This is a genomic window from Pseudomonas sp. SK, assembly GCF_012975065.1.
Classification (GTDB): Bacteria; Pseudomonadota; Gammaproteobacteria; order Pseudomonadales; family Pseudomonadaceae; genus Aquipseudomonas; species Aquipseudomonas anuradhapurensis.
The window spans coordinates 3,179,637-3,198,049 of sequence record NZ_CP051857.1; the positions used below are offsets into that span (position 1 = coordinate 3,179,637).

Consider the following 18,413-nt stretch of genomic DNA (forward strand, 5'->3'; position numbering starts at 1 on the left):
CCACCTCACGGTTCGGAGCCCGCTCATGCGCCTGTTCTGGATACTGACCGGCCTGGCCATGCTCTCAGGCCCAGTGGACGCGGCCGCCCCCGCCAAGGCAGCGATCGCCGAAGACAAGGCCGCGCGGCTCGAGGACAAGGTGGTGAACGACGCGCCACCGCCAAAGAAGGCAGAAACCCTTACCCCGGCGGAAGCGCAGGCCGTGGACCCGGCGGGCCAGGCAGCATTGGATGACAGCATCACCTGCCTGGCCCGGACCGTTTACTGGGAGGCCAAGGGCGCCGACGCCGAAGACATGGCTGCCGTGGCCAGCGTGGTGCTTAATCGGCTGGGTAGCGAGGGCTTCCCCGACAGCATCTGCGGCGTGGTCAAACAAGGTGTCGAGAGCAAGGCCTGCCAGTTCTCCTGGTGGTGCGACGGGCGCCCTGACCAGGTCGAGGAACCGCAGCGCTATGGCATTGCCAAGGAGATCGCGCGCAAGGCGCTCAACCAGCAATTGAAGGACACCACCGGCGGGGCGTTGTACTTTCATGACCGCAACGTCCGCCCGGACTGGGCCAAAGCCTATCGCAGGACAGCTCAGACCCGGCATTTTCTCTTCTACAAGCCCAACCAGGCACTGGCCCGCTGACACTCGCCCAGGTTGGTCACGGGTATGAGGCGCCTGATCGCACTTTTCCGCCGCTGGCAGGTCTACTCCCTCTTTTGCCGCCAGCAACGATTGCCGGCGTTTTCATTGCTTTGCACGATCCCGGGCCAAAAGCCCCGGGCTTGTGTAGGATGAGCAGCGCAAACCACGACGCTGCCAGTCATAGGGAGATCCACATGCGCGTCCTGTCATCTGCTGCCACCTTGGCGCTGGCCCTGGTCGTCTCGACCGGGGCGCTGGCTGCCACCGGCGAAGAGGCGCAGCTGATCGATTCGATCAATACCTACCGCAGCAAGGCCCAGCCCTGCGGTGGCGAAGCGTCGCTGGAGCTGCCGCCGCTCAACAGCGATACCCGCCTGGCGCTGTCACCGGAAGGCACCCGCGACCTGCAGCAGGCGATGACCCGTGCCGCTTACCCCATGGTCAACGTGCAGGCCATCAGCCTGTCCGGGCCGCGCGATGCACGCGCCGCCATGCACGCCATCGAGGAGAGCTTCTGCCAGGTGGTGCTCGACCCGCAGTTCGTCGATATCGGCGTCAGCCAGGAAGGCCGCGAATGGCGTATCGTGCTGGCGCGGCCGCTGCTCAGTGGCCGCCTGGGCGACTGGCAGGCCGAAGGGCAGAAAGTACTGCAGGAAATCAATGCTGCGCGCAAAGTGCCGCGCCAGTGCGGAGGCCAACCCTTTGCCGCGGCCCCGGCGCTGAGCTGGAGCGGCGTGCTGGCCGGCGTCGCCGCCAACCACACCCGGGCCATGGCCAACCAGAACTTCTTCGACCATATCGACAAGGATGGCCGTACCCCCGGTGACCGGGCCGAACTGGCCGGCTACCTGTACCGGCAGATCGGTGAAAACATCGCTGCAGGGCGTGACACTGCGCACAAGGTGGTCGATGGCTGGCTGGACAGCCCGGGGCATTGCGCCACGCTGATGAACCCGGACTTCCGCGAACTGGGGGCTGCCTACGCGGTGGATCCGAAGAGCGATGCGGGCATCTACTGGACGGGAGTGTTCGGGGCCCCGCAATGAGGCAGGCGGAGATAGCCTGGTTTCAGCCGTTCGGCATGAGGGGCTCAGCTCACATCGTTGTATCCCTCCATGGTCGCGAATACCGGCAGAGCCCGTGCCATTCTCCGCGTCGCCTGCTTCGCGGATAAATCCGCTCCTACAATTGGCGCTAGTTTCTTCTCAACGAGGCTCATCCCGCCATGGCACTCGACACCTGGCTGATCTACCTGCTGGCCAGCATCGGCCTGTCGCTGACCCCTGGCCCCAACAGCCTGCTGGCCCTGAGCCATGGCGCGCTGTATGGGGCGCGGCGGACATTGTTCACCATCATCGGCGGGGTGTTCGGCTTCAGCGCCCTGATCGCCCTGGCCATGTTCGGCCTCAGCGCACTGCTGCAGGCCTCGGCCTCGGTACTGAGCGTGCTCAAGTGGGTGGGGGGCGTGTACCTGATCTGGCTGGGAATCCAGCTGTGGCGCAGCCCGGGCTTGCACCTTGAGTTGACCGGGCAAAGCGCCCGGCTGGGCAATGCCAGCCTGTTCCGCCAGGGCCTGCTGTCGGCCATGGCCAACCCCAAGGTGCTGTTGTTCTATGGTGCGTTCCTGCCGCAATTCATCGACCCGCAGCGTGGGTTGTTCTCGCAGTTCGTGGTCATGGCGGCAACCTTTGCCAGCGTCGAGTTCATGGTCGAGTACCTGTTGGCCCGCCTGGCGTTTCGAATCCGCCCCTGGCTGGCCAAGGGCGGCAAAGGCTTCAATCGCTGCTGTGGTAGCCTGTTCGCCCTGATCGGCGTGGCGCTGCCGCTTGGGCGATGAGCCAGGCAGCTTGCGCAGCAGCGCGCGTCGTCCTTCAGTTGCGGCGGGCCTTGGCCAGGAAAATGACCAAGGCTACACCCGGCAACCCAGCCCCCACCCACGCCACACCCTGCCAGCCGAACTGGCTGAACAGCGCGCTGGCGACCGCCGAGCCCAGCGCCCCGCCGAGGAAGATGCTGGTCATGTACACCGCGTTCAAGCGCCCGCGGCTGGCCGGGTCCAGTGCGTAGACCTCGCGCTGGCCGATCACCATGTTCATCTGCACGGCGAAATCCAGCAGCACACCGGTAAGCCCCAGGCCAATCACGCTGTAGCCCGGCGCCGTCAGCCCCAGCAGCAGGGCCGCCGGTGCCAGCAGCAGCGCCAGCAGCGAGCCAGCCCGGGCATGCCCGGCATCGGCCAGGCGACCGGCCAGCGGGGCGGCGACGGCACCCACCGCGCCGACCAGGGCGAATACGGCAATCTGGCTCTGCGACAAGCCATGCTCACCGGCCAAGGCCATCGGCACTGCGGTCCAGTACAGGCTGAACGCCGCGAACATCAACGCCTGGTACAGCGAGCGCTGGCGCAGCAAGGGGTAACGGCGCAGCAGCGTCAGCAGCGACAGCATCAACCCGGCATAGCTGGCCTTGTGCTCGGGGCGGCGCTGCGGCAAGGTCAACGCCAGCAACAGGATGATCGCCAGCATGACCGCGGCGGCGCCGATGAACACTGCACGCCAGCCAAAGTGGTCGGCCACCAGGCTCGACAACGGCCGCGCCAGCAGGATGCCCAGCAGCAGGCCGCCCATGATGTTGCCGACCACGCGCCCACGCTGCTGCTCCGGCGCCAGGTGCGCCGCCAGCGGGATGAGCATCTGCACCGCCACCGAGCTAAAGCCGATCAGCAGTGCGTAGCCCAGGAACAGCTGGCCCTGGCCACTGCGGCTGGTTCCTGCCAGCAGCAGGCTGACCCCGGCCAGTACCGCAGTGGCGACCATCAGCCGGCGGTTTTCCAGCAGGTCGGCCAGCGGCACCAGCAGCAACAGGCCCAAGGCATAGCCCAGTTGGGTAAGCGAGACGATCAGGCTGGCGTGTTCGGTGGACAGCCCAAGGTCGGGGGCAATCAGCCCGACAATGGGCTGGGCATAGTAGATGTTGGCGACAATCGCGCCACAGCAGAACGCCAGCAGTGCGACCAGGGCCCGGCTCAGGCCGGTGGCTGCCGGCTGGGCGGCGGCAAGGGAGGGATTCATGCGAGGTTCCTCGGCAACGGATGGAATATGCCGATCACCTTACCCAGCGGCATCGGCAGCGGGAATCCGGCGCCGGCGCAACGGGCTTTTGCGCGTTGCGCAACGCTAGGCGCGCTGTGCCAGCACAGCTTCGCAAAAGTGGATGAACGCGTTCACCCGCCTGGAGCCACGGTGGTTGGGCAGGTACAGGGCATTGATACTGTCGTTGGCCGCCCCGGGGCTGGCCCGCCAATCGGGGAATAGCCGCTGCAGGCGCCCGGCCGCCACGTCCTCGCGCACCAACCAGTCGGCCAGCAGTGCAATGCCGCTGCCAGCCAACGCGGTCTCGCGCAGCAGGTCGGCATTGGCGCTGCGCAACGGCCCGCTCACTTCCAGCTCCAGGCTCTCCTGCGCCCGGCTCAGGCGCCAGGGGCGGCCTTTCTGACCATAGCGAAAGCGCAGGCAAGCGTGCTCGAGCAGCTGCCGGGGATGCTGCAGCGCATCACGCCCGGCCAGGTAGGCCGGGCTGGCCACCAGCCACCGCTCGAAGCGGCCCAGCTGGCGACACACCAGCTCATCGTTGGGCGAAGGGTCACCCAGGCGGATCGACAGGTCGTAGCGGCCATCAAGCAGGTCATCGAGGCGGTCGCTGAGGTCTATGTCCAGTTCCAGTGCCGGGTGCTGCGCCAGGAACGGTCCCAGGTGCGGGGCAATGACCCGCCTGCCGAATTCCACCGGCAAGCACAGGCGCAGCACGCCGACCGGCTCCTCGCCACGGTCGGCGACGCTGGCGTCGGCCTCGTCCAGTGCCTCGAAAATGCCCCGGGCACGCTCGTAATAGCGGGCCCCGGCCTCGGTCAGGCTGACCTGGCGCGTGGAGCGGTTGAGCAAGGTGGCACCCAGCGCGGTTTCCAGGGCGTCGACCAGGCGCGTCACCGACGAAGTCGCCAGCCCAAGCCTGCGCGCAGCAGCCGAAAAGCCCTGGGCCTCGACGGTGGCCACGAACATCTTCATCGCCAGGAATTTGTCCATCTGCTGCCCGTCTTTCAAATCTCGGAAAGTTCTTACAAACGGCCGGGCAGGTCAAGCAGCGCGGCACCCGGAAATCTCGTCCATAGTGGAACCACTCCCCTTCAAGCGAGGCGTTCCATGACCGTGCACAATCTGCTGACCAACCTACCCGCTTGCGCTGCCAACAGCGCTGAGCGTATCGATGAACTGCTCAGCCGCCCCGGCCTGCGCGTGGAGCGCATTGTTTCCACTGGCCAGGCCAGCCCTTCCGGGTTCTGGTACGACCAGGCCGAAGGCGAATGGGTAGTCCTGCTCAGTGGCGCCGCGGCCCTGCGCTTCGAACATGAGGACCACACCCGCCTGCTGGCACCGGGCGATTGCCTGGACATCCCGGCACACTACCGCCACCGCGTGGAATGGACGGCCCCCGGCACGGCCACCATCTGGCTGGCCGTGTTCTACAGCAGTGTCAGCCCTTGGCCGGCATAGCCCGGCCCTTTCCAAACCAGCGATCTTGGCCACACGTCACCTTGGCTGCATGAATAGTTTCTTTTTCGCATTTTTAACCACCTGTTCAATACTTTTCGCCACAACTCGGCAAGTTCCTGCCTGCGACAATCAGCCTCACAAAATTATGTACCAACTTGTTAATTAGCAAGCTAAGCGTTTAAACTGCGCGCATTCCACCTGCTGAGATCCCTGGCATGAAAGCAATTCCGCGCGCTTCCGGCGCCTCAAACATCATCCTGGTCGGCCTGGGCGTGATCATCGCCCTGCTTGGCCTCCTCCTGGTTGCGGGCGGCATCAAGCTGGCCGGCCTGGGCGGTTCCTGGTACTTCCTGATCGGCGGCCTGGCCATGGCCATGGCCGGCGTACTCATCGCACGTCGCAAGCCGGCTGGCGCCTGGCTGTACGCAGCGTTCCTGGTGGGTACTGCGATCTGGGCGCTGGCCGACGCCGGCCTGGTGTTCTGGCCGCTGTTCTCGCGGCTGTTCATGTTCGGCGCCATCGGCCTGGTGGTGGCGCTGGTGTACCCGCTGCTGGCGCGTGCCAACGGCGCCAGCAGCGGCCGTGGTGCCTATGGCGTGGCCGCTGTCATGGCCGTGGCGCTGGTCGTAGCCGTCGGCAACATGTTCGTTGCCCACCCCACTGTCGCCCCTGCCGGCAAGGGCCCGGGCATGACTCCGGTGGAAGCCGGCAAGCAGCAGAAGGACTGGGCTCACTACGGCAACAGCGAAGGCGGCAGCCGCTTCGCCGCGCTCGACCAGATCAACCGCGACAATGTCAGCAAGCTGCAGGTGGCCTGGAGCTACCACACCGGTGACGTGGCCATCAGCGACGGCAACGGCGCCGAGGACCAACTGACCCCGCTGCAGGTCGGCAACAAGGTGTTCATCTGCACCCCGCACAACAACCTGATCGCGCTTGACGCCGACTCCGGCAAGGAACTGTGGAAGAACGAGATCAACGCCCAGTCCAAGGTCTGGCAGCGCTGCCGTGGCATGGCCTATTTCGACGCCAGCGCGCCGATCGCCCAGCCAACCCAGCCGAACAGCACGCCGGTCACCGTCGGTAGCGTGCCGGCCGGTGCCAACTGCCAGCGTCGCCTGCTGACCAACACCATCGATGGCCGCCTGATTGCCGTAGACGCCGACACCGGCGAGTTCTGCCGGGGCTTCGGCGACAACGGCCAAGTCAACCTGATGGCCGGCCTGGGCAACGTACCGGACTCCTACTACCAGCTGTCCTCTGCACCGCTGATGGCCGGCACCACGGTGGTGGTCGGCGGGCGTATCGCCGATAACGTGCAGACCGACATGCCTGGCGGCGTGATCCGTGGTTTCGACGTATTCAGCGGTGAAATGCGCTGGGCCTTCGACCCGGGCAACCCGGACGACCGGCGGGCGCCAGAGGGCGGCAAGACCTACGTGCGCAGCACCCCGAACAGCTGGGCACCGATGTCCTACGACCCGGCGATGAACACCGTGTTCCTGCCGATGGGCTCGTCGTCCACCGATATCTACGGCGTCGAACGCACCCGGCTGGACCACACCTACGGTGCTTCGGTGCTGGCCCTGGACGCCACCACCGGCAACCAGAAGTGGGTGTTCCAGACCGTGCACAACGACCTGTGGGACTTCGACCTGCCGATGCAACCGAGCCTGATCGACTTCATCAAGGACGACGGCCAGTCGGTACCGGCGGTGGTGATCGGCACCAAGGCCGGGCAGATCTACGTGCTCGACCGCGCCACGGGCAAGCCGCTGACCCAGGTCGACGAAGTACCGGTCAAGCCCGGCAATATCCCCAACGAACCCTATTCCCCAACCCAGCCGAAGTCGGTGGGCATGCCGCAGATCGGCGCGCAGACCCTGACCGAATCCGACATGTGGGGCGCTACCCCGTATGACCAGCTGCTGTGCCGTATCGACTTCAAGAAAATGCGTTATGACGGCCTGTACACCGCACCGGGCACCGACCTGGCGCTGAGCTTCCCGGGTTCGCTGGGTGGCATGAACTGGGGCAGCATTTCCACCGACCCGGTGCATGGCTTCATCTTCGTCAACGACATGCGCCTGGGCCTGTGGATCCAGATGATCCCGTCGCAGAACAAGGGCGGTGCCGCCTCCGGCGGCGAGGCGCTGAATACCGGCATGGGCGCCGTACCGCTCAAGGGTACCCCGTATGCGGTGAACAAGAACCGCTTCCTGTCGGTGGCCGGCATTCCGTGCCAGGCGCCGCCATTCGGTACCCTGACCGCCATCGACATGAAAACCCGCCAGGTGGCCTGGCAGGTGCCGGTCGGTACTGTCGAAGACACCGGCCCGCTGGGCATCCGCATGCACCTGCCGATCAAGATCGGCCTGCCGACCCTCGGCGGCACCCTGTCGACCCAAGGCGGCCTGGTGTTCATCGCCGGCACCCAGGACTTCTACCTGCGTGCCTACGACAGCAGCAACGGCAAAGAAATCTGGAAGGCCCGCCTGCCCGTGGGCAGCCAGGGCGGCCCGATGACCTATGTCTCGCCGAAAACCGGCAAGCAATACGTGGTAGTCACGGCTGGCGGCGCGCGCCAGTCGACTGACCGTGGCGACTACGTGATGGCTTACGCGCTGCCGTGACACCGCGTCGCCTGCTTCGCGGGCACGCCCGCTCCCACAGGGCACCAGTGGCCCTGGTGGGACGCGGGCTTGCTTGCGAATACCCCTGGAACACTCACCGAGATTCAGTAATGCCCTGCGTAACCCGCATCACCCCCACCCTGCTGCTGGCGCTGGCCAGCAGCAGCGCCTTGGCCGACGGCGACCTGGCGACCCGCAGCACCCTTACCGGCGACTGGGGCGGCTTGCGCCATCAGTTGGAAGCAGACGGCGTCAGGTTCACTGGCGACTACAGCGGCGAAACCGCCTACAACGCCGATGGCGGCCTGCACCGCTCGGCGCGCTATTCGCAAAACCTGAAACTGGGCGTGCAGTTCGACCTGTCGAAACTGTATGGCCTGGACAACGGCGGCAAGGTCCAGCTGACCATCAACGACCGGCGCGGTAACAGCGCTTCGGAAGACCTGGTGGGCAACCGCCTGCCGATCCAGGAAAACTACGGCGGCCTCTACACCCGCCTGACCGAACTGAGCTACGAGCGCACCCTGTTTACCCCGGCGCTCAACGTCAAGCTTGGCTACATGGCCATGGGCAACGACCTCGGCGGCCTGGACAGCGGCATCCTGTGCAATTTCATGAACGCCGGCTTCTGCGGCCACCCGCTGAACATGTCCGGCGGCAGTGGCTGGACCAATTATCCCAATGCGCACCTGGGCGCACGGGTGAAGTACGACCTGTCGCCGGCCTGGCAACTGCGCGTGGCGGCGTTCAACGTCGACCCCGAGAGCAACGGCAACGCCAGCCGCGCCTGGCACCCGGGGCCCAAGCACACGACGGGCACCGTGGCACCGGTCGAGCTGGTGTACAAGCTGCAGGGCGCGCTGCCTGGCGAGTACAAGCTGGGCTACTACTACGACAGCTCCGATGTGAAGCGCATCGGCAGCCATGAGCAGGTGTCAGGCCGTGGCGGCCACTACCTGCTGGTCGACCAGGCACTGTGGAACGATGAGGGTTCGCCGGGCCGCAGCCTGCATGCCTTCGGCCAGTATTCGGCGTCGAGCAAGGCCGCTTCGCCGTTCACCCGCTGGTATGGTGCCGGCGTGGTGCTGTACCAGCCGTTCGCGGGGCGCCCGAAGGATACCGTGGCGCTGGGCTATGGCCGCGCCGTGCCCAACCCGCGCAGCCGCGACGTGCTGGAAGATGCCGCGTACAACGCTGGCCAGCCGTTCCCCGATCTCGACAGCGCCGAGCAGTTGATCGAGCTGAGCTATGGCTACCAGGCCACGCCGTGGCTGAACCTGCGCCCGGACGTGCAGTACATCATCGAGCCGGGGGCGTTCTCCGGGCAAGCCATCGACAATGCGCTGGTGCTTGGCCTGCAGGTCAAGGCGAGCTTCTGAAGTGCGGGGCCGCAGTGCGGCCCATTCGCCGGCCACCCTCTCAGGCCTGCCTGAGGTAGTCCACCAGCCTCGACAGCATGGCATCGCAGCCCTGCAGTTGCTCGACACTGACGAACTCATCCGGCTTGTGCCCCTGGTCCATGCTTCCCGGCCCACACACCACGGTCGGGATACCCGCCTGGTCGAACAACCCGCCTTCGGTGCCAAACGCCACAGTAGCGAACGCCTCCGAACCGCTCAGCAACGCCACCAGGCGCGCCGCTTCGCTGTCTGCCGGGGTGGCCAGCCCCGGATAGGCGCTCAACGGTTGCAGGCGTATGGCGCTGGCGGCATTGACCTTGCGCATGCGCGGGAGCAACTCGGCCTCGGCATAGGTTTGCAACTGGTCGGCCACCGCCTGTGCTGCAAACCCCGGCAAAGTGCGTACTTCGAAATCGAACTCGCATTCTGCCGGCACGATGTTCAGCGCCCTGCCGCCCTTGATCACACCGGTCTGCACCGTGGAGAACGGCGGATCGAAGCGCGCGTCGTGATGTTCCGGCAAGGCCAGGGCCTCACCGATATCACCAAGCTTGCCGATCAGCTTCGCCGCATACTCGATGGCGTTCACCCCGTACGGCGCATAGGCCGAATGACAGGCCGCACCCTGCACCTGGCAACGCATCGCCAGCTTGCCCTTGTGCCCGAGTACCGGCTTGAGTTCGGTGGGCTCGCCAATCAGGCACAGCCGAGGCTTGTGCGGGCGCTGTTCGAGTGCGGCCAACAGCGAGCGCACACCCAGGCAACCAACTTCCTCGTCATAGGAAAACGCCAGGTGCACTGGCAGGCGCAACGGCTGCGCGACCAACGCCGGCACAGCCGCCAGGACCGAGGCGATGAAGCCCTTCATGTCGGCCGTGCCGCGGCCATACAGGCGACCGTCGCGTTCGCTCAGGGCAAACGGTTCGACGGTCCAGGCCTGGCCGTCGACCGGTACCACATCGGTATGCCCGGACAGCACGATGCCGCCAACGTCCCTCGGCCCGATGGTAGCGAACAGGTTGGCCTTGGTGCCCTCCGGGTTATGGAACAGCTCGCTTTCAACTCCCAGCCCGGCCAGGTAATCGCGGATGAAACCGATCAGCGCCAGGTTGGAGTCCCGGCTGACCGTGGCAAAGCCGATCAGCCGGGCCAGCAGCGTGCGGCTGGCATCTTCACTCATCGCCCGGCACCCCGTAGCTTGGCGCCGCCGTCGGGTTGAGCGCACGGGTGACGTAGTCCTGCATCTGCGGCCGGTACGCCTGCCACAGGCCGTCGAGCACGCCGATCGGGTCGGCGTCGGCCCAATCCACCCGCAGGTCCACCAACGGCCAAGTCAGTTCGCCGGCAATCTTCAACGCTGCCGAATGCACTGGCCCGGCCTCGCCGCCAGCGGCCAGCGCCGCTTGCATGGCCGCCAGCAGGCGATCGGCCAGGTGCCCTTCAGCCTGTTCAAAAGCCTGCACCATCGCCTCGATCACCTGGGGCGAGGCCAGCAGGTTGCCCGCGGCCGCACATTGTTCACCGGCCACGGCGTGATGCGTGCCCAGGGCTTCTTTCCCGGTAAACAGCGCGACCTGGCCGTGGCTGTCGATCACCGTGACCTGGCGGTATTCGCTCCAGCCATTGGCGCTCAGCACCCGGTCCAGGGCTGCGGCGGGTGGCAACTGGCCCTGTTCCAGGGCATCAAGGATCTGCGGCCCCAGCGCCGGCAAGGTGATGTTCTGCGTGGCCACAGCGCCGACGCCGGCCCGCACCCACGGGCAGCGGGCGCCCACCGCGATGCTCGACGAGCTGATGGCGATACCGACCTGCCCGGTTTCCTGACAGCGGCCGATGATGGAGAAAGTCATGTCATGGTTCCTGTTGTGCTGTGCGATGCAGGGCATTCTGGGTGGAACCTTCCGGCAGACGAAACCACCTTTTTCCGAGGGCTTGCAGAGGAAAAAACTAAGGCCAGGCCAAGCCTCCCCAGAATCCCCGCAAATGCTCCTGTACTCAGCCCTGCAGGCCACAGGAACCGGGGCCTTCGCCGTTTTATCGGCAAGCCCCAGCTAAATACTATTTTCGCCGTTTCCACGGCATCCCTAGTCTGGCCCCAGGTAACGGCGGTCCTCCAAACCGACCTGACAAAAACCGCCTGAACAAGGGCTCGGACATGACATTGAACAATCTCGAAATCGACACCCTCGTGGTCGGCGCCGGCCAGGCCGGCGTGGCCATGAGCGAACACCTGAGCAAGCTTGGCGTGCCGCACCTGGTGCTGGAGCGCAAGCGAATCGCCGAGGCCTGGCGCAGTGGCCGCTGGGACTCGCTGGTGGCCAACGGCCCGGCCTGGCACGACCGCTTCCCGGGGCTGGAATTCGACCTCGACGCCGATGCCTTCGCCGGCAAGGAGCAGGTGGCCGACTACTTCGAGCAGTACGTACGCAAGTACAACCTGCCGGTACGCACCGGCATCGAAGTGACCAAGGTAGTGCGCAACAGCGACCGCCCCGGCTTCACCATCGACACCAATCAAGGCGTGATCCGCGCCAACCGCGTGGTCGCTGCCACCGGCCCGTTCCAGAAACCGGTGATCCCGGCGATCGCGCCGCAAGACAGCAGCCTGCACCAGATCCATTCGGCGGCCTATTACAACCCCGCACAATTGCCCGCAGGGGCTGTGCTGGTGGTCGGCGCCGGCTCCTCGGGTGTACAGATCGCCGAAGAACTGATGCGCGCCGGGCGTCAGGTGTACCTGTCGGTCGGTGCCCACGACCGCCCGCCACGTGCCTACCGCAACCGTGACTTCTGCTGGTGGCTGGGAGTGCTGGGTGAATGGGATGCGGAAGTCGCCAAGCCCGGCCGCGAGCATGTGACCATTGCCGTCAGCGGTGCCGGTGGCGGCCATACCGTGGACTTCCGCGCCCTCGCCCACCAAGGCATGACCCTGGTCGGCCTGACCCAGTCGTTCGAAAACGGTGTGGCACGCTTCCAGGACAACCTGGTCGAGAACATCAACCGCGGCGACGAGAACTACCTGGCCCTGCTGGATGCCGCCGATGCCTATGTCCAGCGCAACGGCCTCGACCTGCCGGAAGAGCCCGAAGCCCGTCAACGCCTGGCCGACCCGGAATGCATGCGCAACCCGCTGCTGCAACTGGACCTGGCCAAGGCTGGGGTCACCAGCATCATCTGGGCCACCGGTTACAGCGTGGATTTCAGCTGGCTGCAGGTCGACACCTTCGACGCCAACGGCAAGCCCCAGCACCAGCGCGGCGTGGCCCGCGAGCCGGGCATCTACTTCCTTGGCCTGCCGTGGCTGTCGCGGCGTGGCTCATCGTTCATCTGGGGCGTTTGGCACGACGCCAAGCACGTCGCCGGCCACATCGCCACGCAACGCACCTATAGCGCCTACCGCGACCGCCAGCAACGCGCCGCGGATGAGCAGCAACACCCACCGCTCAGCAACGTCAGCACTTTCGGAGCCCACTGATGCCTACCCATACTCGCATCCGCATGTTCAACACCAAGGCCACCTACCCCAACCAGACCCTGGACAACGACCTGTGCCAGGCGGTGCGTGCCGGTAATACCATCTATGTGCGCGGCCAGGTCGGCACCGACTTCGACGGCAACCTGGTGGGCCTGGGCGACCCGCGGGCGCAGGCCGAGCAGGCAATGAAGAACGTCAAGCAACTGCTTGAAGAGGCCGGCTCGGAGCTGTCGCACATCGTCAAGACCACCACCTACATCACCGACCCGCGCTTTCGCGAGCCGGTGTACAAGGAAGTGGGTAAATGGCTGAAGGGCGTGTTCCCGATTTCCACCGGGCTGGTAGTCGCCGGGTTGGCCCAGGCCGAGTGGCTGATGGAGATCGATGTGATCGCCGTGGTGCCCGACCCCGCCTGAGCGGTTTGACGCGGTCGCTTGTAGGAGCGGCCTTGCGTCGCGATGGGCTGCGCAGCAGCCCCGGCAATGTGCATATTCGCTGAAATCCGGGGGCTGCTGCGCAGCCCATCGCGACGCAAGGCCGCTCCTACACGGATTGCACTTGCCCTGATCAGGCGATCGCGGCGTCCACCAACACCTGCGCTTCCTGCACCAGGCGCTGCAGGTGCGCCTCGTCGATGAAGCTTTCGGCGTAGATCTTGTAGATGTCCTCGGTGCCCGACGGCCGCGCGGCGAACCAGCCATTGGCGGTCATCACCTTCAGCCCGCCAATCGCCTGGCCATTGCCCGGCGCGTGGCTGAGGATCTGCACGATCGGCTCTCCGGCCAGTTCGGTCGACTTCACCTGCTCTGGTGCCAGCTTGCTCAGCAGCGCCTTCTGCCGGGCATCGGCCTTGGCTTCGACCCGCGTAGCAAACGGCTTGCCCAGCGCCGCAGTGAGGTCGGCGTAGGCCTGGCTCGGGTTGCGCCCGGTGCGGGCGGTCATCTCGGCAGCCAGCAAGGCCGGGATCAGGCCGTCCTTGTCGGTGGCCCAGACCGAGCCATCGCGGCGCAGGAACGAAGCCCCTGCACTCTCCTCGCCACCAAAGCCGAGCGTCCCGTCGAACAGCCCTTGGGCGAAGAACTTGAAGCCCACCGGCACCTCGTACAACTCGCGGCCCAGGCGCTGGGTAACGCGGTCGATCAGGCCGCTGGACACCACGGTCTTGCCCACTGCCGCGTCACTGCGCCATTGCGGGCGGTGGCGGTACAGGTAGTCGATGGCCACGGCCAGGTAGTTGTTGGGCTGCAGCAGGCCATCCGGGGTGACGATGCCGTGGCGGTCATGGTCCGGGTCGCAGGCGAACGCCACGTCGAAGCGCTCGCGCAGGCCGATCAGGCCTTGCATGGCGTACGGCGACGACGGGTCCATGCGGATCTGGCCGTCCCAGTCGACGGTCATGAAGCGGAAGGTCGGGTCGACCTCGGTATTCACCACTTCCAGGTCCAGCTGGTAGCGCTCGGCAATCGCCGACCAGTAGCGCACCCCGGCCCCGCCCAGCGGGTCGACACCCAGGCGCAGCTTGGCGCCACGGATGACCTCGAAGTCGATGACATTTTCCAGGTCGGCCACGTAGTTGCTGACGTAGTCGTGACGCTGGGTGGTGGCGGCCTGCAGCGCCTGGGCATGCGCCATGCGCTTGACCCCCGCCAGGTTCGCCGTCAGCAGTTCGTTGGCCTTGGCTTCGATCCACTTGGTCACATCGCTGTCGGCCGGGCCGCCATTGGGTGGGTTGTACTTGAAGCCACCGCTTTGCGGCGGGTTGTGCGACGGGGTGATGACGATGCCATCGGCCAGGCCCTGCACGCGGCCACGGTTATGGCAGAGGATGGCGTGGGACACGGCCGGGGTCGGCGTGTACTCGTCGTCCTTGGACAGCATCACCTGCACGCCGTTGGCCGCCAGCACTTCCAGGGCGCTGGCGGTAGCCGGTGCCGACAGGGCGTGGGTATCGGCGCCGATGAACAGCGGGCCGTCGATGCCCTTCTCCTGGCGATACAGGCAGATGGCCTGGGTGATGGCCAGGACGTGGTATTCGTTGAAGCTCAACTCAAGTGAAGTGCCCCGGTGCCCCGAGGTGCCGAAGGCCACCCGCTGGGCCGCCACGGCAGCATCGGGGCGGCCGGTGTAGTAGGCGGTGAGCAGTCGTGGGATATCGACCAGCACGCTGGCCGGAGCCGGCTTGCCTGCCAAAGGACTGAGCGTCATGCAAAAACCTCGAGTTCAACGGATGGTGGGGATGTTGGGATTGGAGCATGCAGTGTACTGAGAGTTGCAATGCCGTGCGATGGGCGACATCAAAGAAACACCCGGCCACGCCGCCCGACGATTGCGCCCACCCTGTGCGAGCGGGCATGCTCGCGCACAATGGACCGGGGCGTGCCGCTCGTCTCTGTCATGACCATCCAGAGTAGTAGCCACACCCTTTGCCAGCGAGGCCACATGGCTTTCCACCGCCTGACCCACACCCACCCGCGCCTGACTGTCGCCACCCTGGCCGGCCTGCTCGGCGCCTGGCTGATTCCTGCAGACGACACCGTTCAGCGCATCCTTGCCGGCTGGAACCTGGGTGTATGGCTTTACCTGCTGCTGGTGTTCTACCTGACCTGGAATGCCAACCCGGACAAGGTGCGCAAGGTTGCCCGGGTCGAAGATGAAAACGCCGGCCTGGTCTTGCTCACCGTGTGCATCGCCGCGATAGCCAGCCTCGCTGCAGTCACCTTGCAACTGGTCTCCAGTCGCGGCCTGCAAGGCACCGCACAGGCGCTGCACTACCTTTATACCGGCCTGACCGTGGCCGGCTCGTGGTTGCTGATCGGCTGCATCTTCAGCCTGCATTACGCCCGGCTGTTCTACACCGCGCAACAACATGAGCCGCCGCTGCGTTTCGCCGACGGCGAGCGCAACCCGGATTACTGGGACTTCCACTACTTCTCGTTCACCATCAGCATCGCGGTGCAAACCTCGGACGTCGGCGTCGCCGGGCGCAGCTTACGCAGGGTGGTGCTGGCACATTCAGTGGTCGGGTTCGTGTTCAATACCGCCATCCTCGGCTTCACCATCAACATCGCCGCAGGGCTGCTGGGCTGAGCGCACCATTCGTCTGAAAAAGCGCCGACCGAACCACGTGAGGAATGACGGCAAACAGCGGGGTAAGTGCGGCCATCCGGCGAGGAAAACGTTTGCAAGAAGGCGCCTCGCTGGCCGGCGTGGCGCACAAAGATGTGACCGCCATCATGCATTAGTACTTTTGTCGCATTTGCCAGCGAGAATAGCGCGTGACAGGTGCTATGGTTACCTTCCCGGCGGCCACAGCGAGGTGGCCACCCGCTCACCACGTCCGGGTACGGACAAGGAGGCTGGCATGAACAAAATGACGTTCCCCAACGCCTGCCAGGTGATGCGCTGGCATTTCCACCCACTGGGCTTCGAAGCCAGCATGGATGCGCCACGCAGCATGGTCGCGCGGCTGTTCGACCGCGCCACCGGCGAAACCCTGCTGGCGATTGCCGGCATCCCCTGTGCGGCGATCATGGCCGCGGCGGACGTAGAACGCATCATCGAAGCCGTCGAAGCGGAAATGGACGCCTTCATCCCCGCCATCCCCCTGCGCGATGCGGTCTAACCCACTGCCGTAGTGCTCTCGCGCATGGCCTGCAACTTGCCCATGAACTGCTCGGCCGGCACCGGCTGGCCCAGCAGGTAACCTTGCAGCGAATCACAACCCAGGCGGGTCAGGAAGGCCTGCTGCTTGTCGGTTTCCACCCCTTCGGCAACGATCCGCAGGCCCAGTGCCTGGCCCAACGCCACGATTGCCGAAACGATCGCCGCATCGTCGCTGTCCTGCTCCAGGTCGCGGACGAACCCGCGGTCGATCTTCAGCTCGTTGGCCGGCAGGCGCTTGAGATACATCAGGCTGGAATAACCGGTACCAAAGTCATCGATGGACAGGTCCACGCCCATGTCGGACAGGCGCTGCAGCACCGTCAGGCTGGCATCGGCGTCGTGCATGGCGGTGGTTTCGGTAATTTCCAGGGTCAGGCAGTTGGCTGGCAGGCCGGTCTGCTGCAACGCCCGGGCCACGCTCTCGACCAACCCGGCATGGCAGAACTGGATGGCTGACAGGTTCACGGCCATGCGCCAGTCCAGATACCCCTGGTCCAGCCACTGACGCATCTGCCGGCAGGCCTCGATCAACACCCACTCACCGATAGGGATGATCAGGCCGGTCTTTTCCGCCAGCCCAATGAAGCGATCGGGCAGCAGCAGGCCCTGCTGCGGATGTTCCCAGCGCAGCAAGGCCTCGGCGCCGATCGGCTGGCAAGCCTGGGCGTCGAACTTGGGCTGGTAGTGCAGGCGGAACTGGCGCAGCTCCAGCGCCTGGCGCAAGTCCTGCAGCAGTTGCAGTTGCTGGCGGGCGTTGCTGTTCATCGACGCGTCGAAGAAGCTGTAGCCGTTCTTGCCGGCGCTCTTGACGTGGTACATGGCGGCGTCGGCATTGCGCAGCAACTCGTGCTGGTCCTGGCCGTTACCCGGGTACAGGACGATGCCCAGGCTCGCCGACAGCTGCAGGTCATGCTCGGCCACGCGGAACGGCCGCGATACCAGGTTGACCTGCTTCACCGCCACGTCCACGGCATCGTTCGGCTCCTGCAATTCCACCAACAACACGAATTCGTCACCGCCAATGCGCGCCAGCGTGTCCTGGCTGTGCAGGTGACCGCGCAGGCGGGCCGCAACGGCCTTGAGCAGCAGATCGCCGATGTGGTGGCCGAAGGCATCGTTGACCGGCTTGAAACCGTCCAGGTCGATGAACATCAAGGCAAAGCAACCGCCCTGCTCCGCCACCTTGGCGATGGCCTGTTCGATGCGGTCGGCCAGCAGGGTACGGTTGGGCAGGTCGGTGAGGGTGTCGTGCAGGGCCAGCTGGGTGAGTTCCTGGTTGGCCAGGGTCAGCGAACGGGCCAGCTCGGCGGTGCGCGCTTCGAGGCGGGCATCCAGCACCGAGGTGAGCAAGGCCACGGCCAGCACCGCCAGGGTGGTGATCAGCACCAGGTAGACCAGGCCATCGCCCTGCAAGCCGCCACCCGCCAGCGCGCCGCAAAAGCTGCCTTCGGGGAAATTCGCCGCGGCCATGCCGGTGTAGTGCATACCGACGATGGCAATCCCCATCACTACCGCCGCCACACCACGGATCTGCCGGACGTAGGGCGTGTGCGTACGCAGGCGGAAGGCAATCCACAAGGCCGCTGCCGAGGCGCCCACGGCGATCAGCAACGAGGCGCCGAACAGGCTCGGGTCATAGTCGATGCCTGGCAGCATGCGCAGCGCCGCCATGCCGGTGTAGTGCATGCAGGCAATGCCGGCCCCCATCACCAGCGCACCGAAGCCCAGCTGCAACACCGGCAGGCTCGGCTGGCTGACCAGCCACAGGGCAAAACCCGAAGACATTACCGCAATCAGCAGCGAAAACGCCGTCAGGCCCAGGTCATAGCCCAGCTCGACAGGCAGGCTGAAGGCGAGCATGCCGATGAAATGCATCGACCACACACCGATGCCCATGGCCAGTGCGCCACCCCCCATCCACAGCAACGCCGCCCGGCCCTTTGCCGTGGCGATGCGACCGGTCAGGTCAAGGGCGGTATAGGACGCCAGAATCGCCACGCACAGCGAAATCAACACCAGCGAAGAGGAGTAGCTACCGGTCAGCATTGGAAGGTACCAGCG

Annotated in this window: 16 protein-coding genes; 10 read left to right on the plus strand and 6 right to left on the minus strand. The window is 65.7% G+C overall.

Annotated elements, in window-relative coordinates:
- The first annotated feature begins 25 nt into the window (after nt 1-25).
- The 3 genes from HG549_RS14620 (at nt 26) to HG549_RS14630 (ending at nt 2,468) form a co-directional block, all read left to right on the plus strand.
- Nucleotides 26-631 carry a cell wall hydrolase gene (locus HG549_RS14620; protein WP_170030219.1) on the plus strand — a complete coding sequence of 202 codons (606 nt, stop codon included), beginning with the start codon at nt 26-28 and terminating at the stop codon, nt 629-631.
- A 194-nt stretch (nt 632-825) separates the two neighbouring features.
- Nucleotides 826-1,677 carry a CAP domain-containing protein gene (locus HG549_RS14625; protein WP_170030220.1) on the plus strand — a complete coding sequence of 284 codons (852 nt, stop codon included), beginning with the start codon at nt 826-828 and terminating at the stop codon, nt 1,675-1,677.
- Nucleotides 1,678-1,856: 179 nt separating this feature from the next.
- Nucleotides 1,857-2,468, plus strand: coding sequence for a LysE family translocator (locus HG549_RS14630; RefSeq protein ID WP_170030221.1), 612 nt, complete (start codon nt 1,857-1,859; stop codon nt 2,466-2,468).
- Between the two features lie 34 nt (nt 2,469-2,502).
- On the opposite strand, the gene HG549_RS14635 is transcribed toward HG549_RS14630, so the two are convergent.
- A complete protein-coding gene (locus HG549_RS14635) occupies nt 2,503-3,702 on the minus strand; it encodes an MFS transporter (RefSeq protein WP_170030222.1) in 1,200 nt (399 codons plus the stop codon).
- 105 nt (nt 3,703-3,807) lie between these two features.
- Entirely contained in the window at nt 3,808-4,713 is a 906-nt protein-coding gene (locus tag HG549_RS14640) for a LysR family transcriptional regulator (protein ID WP_170030223.1), read from the minus strand.
- A 117-nt stretch (nt 4,714-4,830) separates the two neighbouring features.
- Here HG549_RS14640 and HG549_RS14645 point away from each other — a divergent pair, with 117 nt between their 5' ends.
- The 3 genes from HG549_RS14645 to HG549_RS14655 all read left to right on the plus strand — a co-directional run bounded on the left by HG549_RS14645 (nt 4,831) and on the right by HG549_RS14655 (nt 9,193).
- Complete coding sequence (locus HG549_RS14645) at nt 4,831-5,181, plus strand: cupin (protein WP_170030224.1); 351 nt, start codon at nt 4,831-4,833, stop codon at nt 5,179-5,181.
- A gap of 215 nt (nt 5,182-5,396) precedes the next feature.
- Nucleotides 5,397-7,814 (plus strand): glucose/quinate/shikimate family membrane-bound PQQ-dependent dehydrogenase, encoded by a 2,418-nt coding sequence (locus tag HG549_RS14650; RefSeq protein WP_170030225.1) that lies wholly within the window; start codon nt 5,397-5,399, stop codon nt 7,812-7,814.
- 110 nt (nt 7,815-7,924) lie between these two features.
- Complete coding sequence (locus HG549_RS14655; protein ID WP_170030226.1) at nt 7,925-9,193, plus strand: carbohydrate porin; 1,269 nt, start codon at nt 7,925-7,927, stop codon at nt 9,191-9,193.
- Nucleotides 9,194-9,233: 40 nt separating this feature from the next.
- Here HG549_RS14655 and argE read toward each other — a convergent pair whose 3' ends face one another.
- Entirely contained in the window at nt 9,234-10,394 is a 1,161-nt protein-coding gene (gene argE / locus HG549_RS14660) for an acetylornithine deacetylase (RefSeq protein WP_170030227.1), read from the minus strand.
- On the minus strand, nt 10,387-11,064 hold the full coding sequence (locus tag HG549_RS14665) for a DUF1028 domain-containing protein (protein ID WP_170030228.1): 678 nt from the start codon (nt 11,062-11,064) through the stop codon (nt 10,387-10,389). Before HG549_RS14665 ends, argE begins: the two co-directional genes overlap by 8 nt.
- Nucleotides 11,065-11,369: 305 nt before the next feature.
- Between HG549_RS14665 and HG549_RS14670 the strand changes: the two genes are divergently transcribed.
- Together HG549_RS14670 and HG549_RS14675 are read left to right on the plus strand one after the other, a co-directional pair.
- Nucleotides 11,370-12,689, plus strand: coding sequence for an NAD(P)/FAD-dependent oxidoreductase (locus HG549_RS14670; RefSeq protein ID WP_170030229.1), 1,320 nt, complete (start codon nt 11,370-11,372; stop codon nt 12,687-12,689).
- The gene (locus tag HG549_RS14675) at nt 12,689-13,105 is read left to right on the plus strand and encodes a RidA family protein (protein WP_170030230.1); all 417 of its coding nucleotides are present in this window, start codon (nt 12,689-12,691) and stop codon (nt 13,103-13,105) included. The genes HG549_RS14670 and HG549_RS14675 overlap by 1 nt, the downstream gene beginning before the upstream one ends.
- 151 nt (nt 13,106-13,256) lie before the next feature.
- On the opposite strand, the gene pgm is transcribed toward HG549_RS14675, so the two are convergent.
- Nucleotides 13,257-14,894, minus strand: coding sequence for a phosphoglucomutase (alpha-D-glucose-1,6-bisphosphate-dependent) (pgm, locus tag HG549_RS14680; RefSeq protein ID WP_170030231.1), 1,638 nt, complete (start codon nt 14,892-14,894; stop codon nt 13,257-13,259).
- 234 nt (nt 14,895-15,128) lie between these two features.
- Here pgm and HG549_RS14685 point away from each other — a divergent pair, with 234 nt between their 5' ends.
- The gene (locus HG549_RS14685; RefSeq protein ID WP_170030232.1) at nt 15,129-15,776 is read left to right on the plus strand and encodes a DUF1345 domain-containing protein; all 648 of its coding nucleotides are present in this window, start codon (nt 15,129-15,131) and stop codon (nt 15,774-15,776) included.
- 274 nt (nt 15,777-16,050) lie between these two features.
- Entirely contained in the window at nt 16,051-16,311 is a 261-nt protein-coding gene (locus HG549_RS14690) for a DUF1652 domain-containing protein (protein WP_170030233.1), read from the plus strand.
- Here HG549_RS14690 and HG549_RS14695 read toward each other — a convergent pair.
- On the minus strand, nt 16,308-18,398 hold the full coding sequence (locus HG549_RS14695; RefSeq protein ID WP_170030234.1) for a bifunctional diguanylate cyclase/phosphodiesterase: 2,091 nt from the start codon (nt 18,396-18,398) through the stop codon (nt 16,308-16,310). The two genes, HG549_RS14690 and HG549_RS14695, sit on opposite strands and share 4 nt — an antisense overlap.
- Nucleotides 18,399-18,413: the final 15 nt, after the last annotated feature.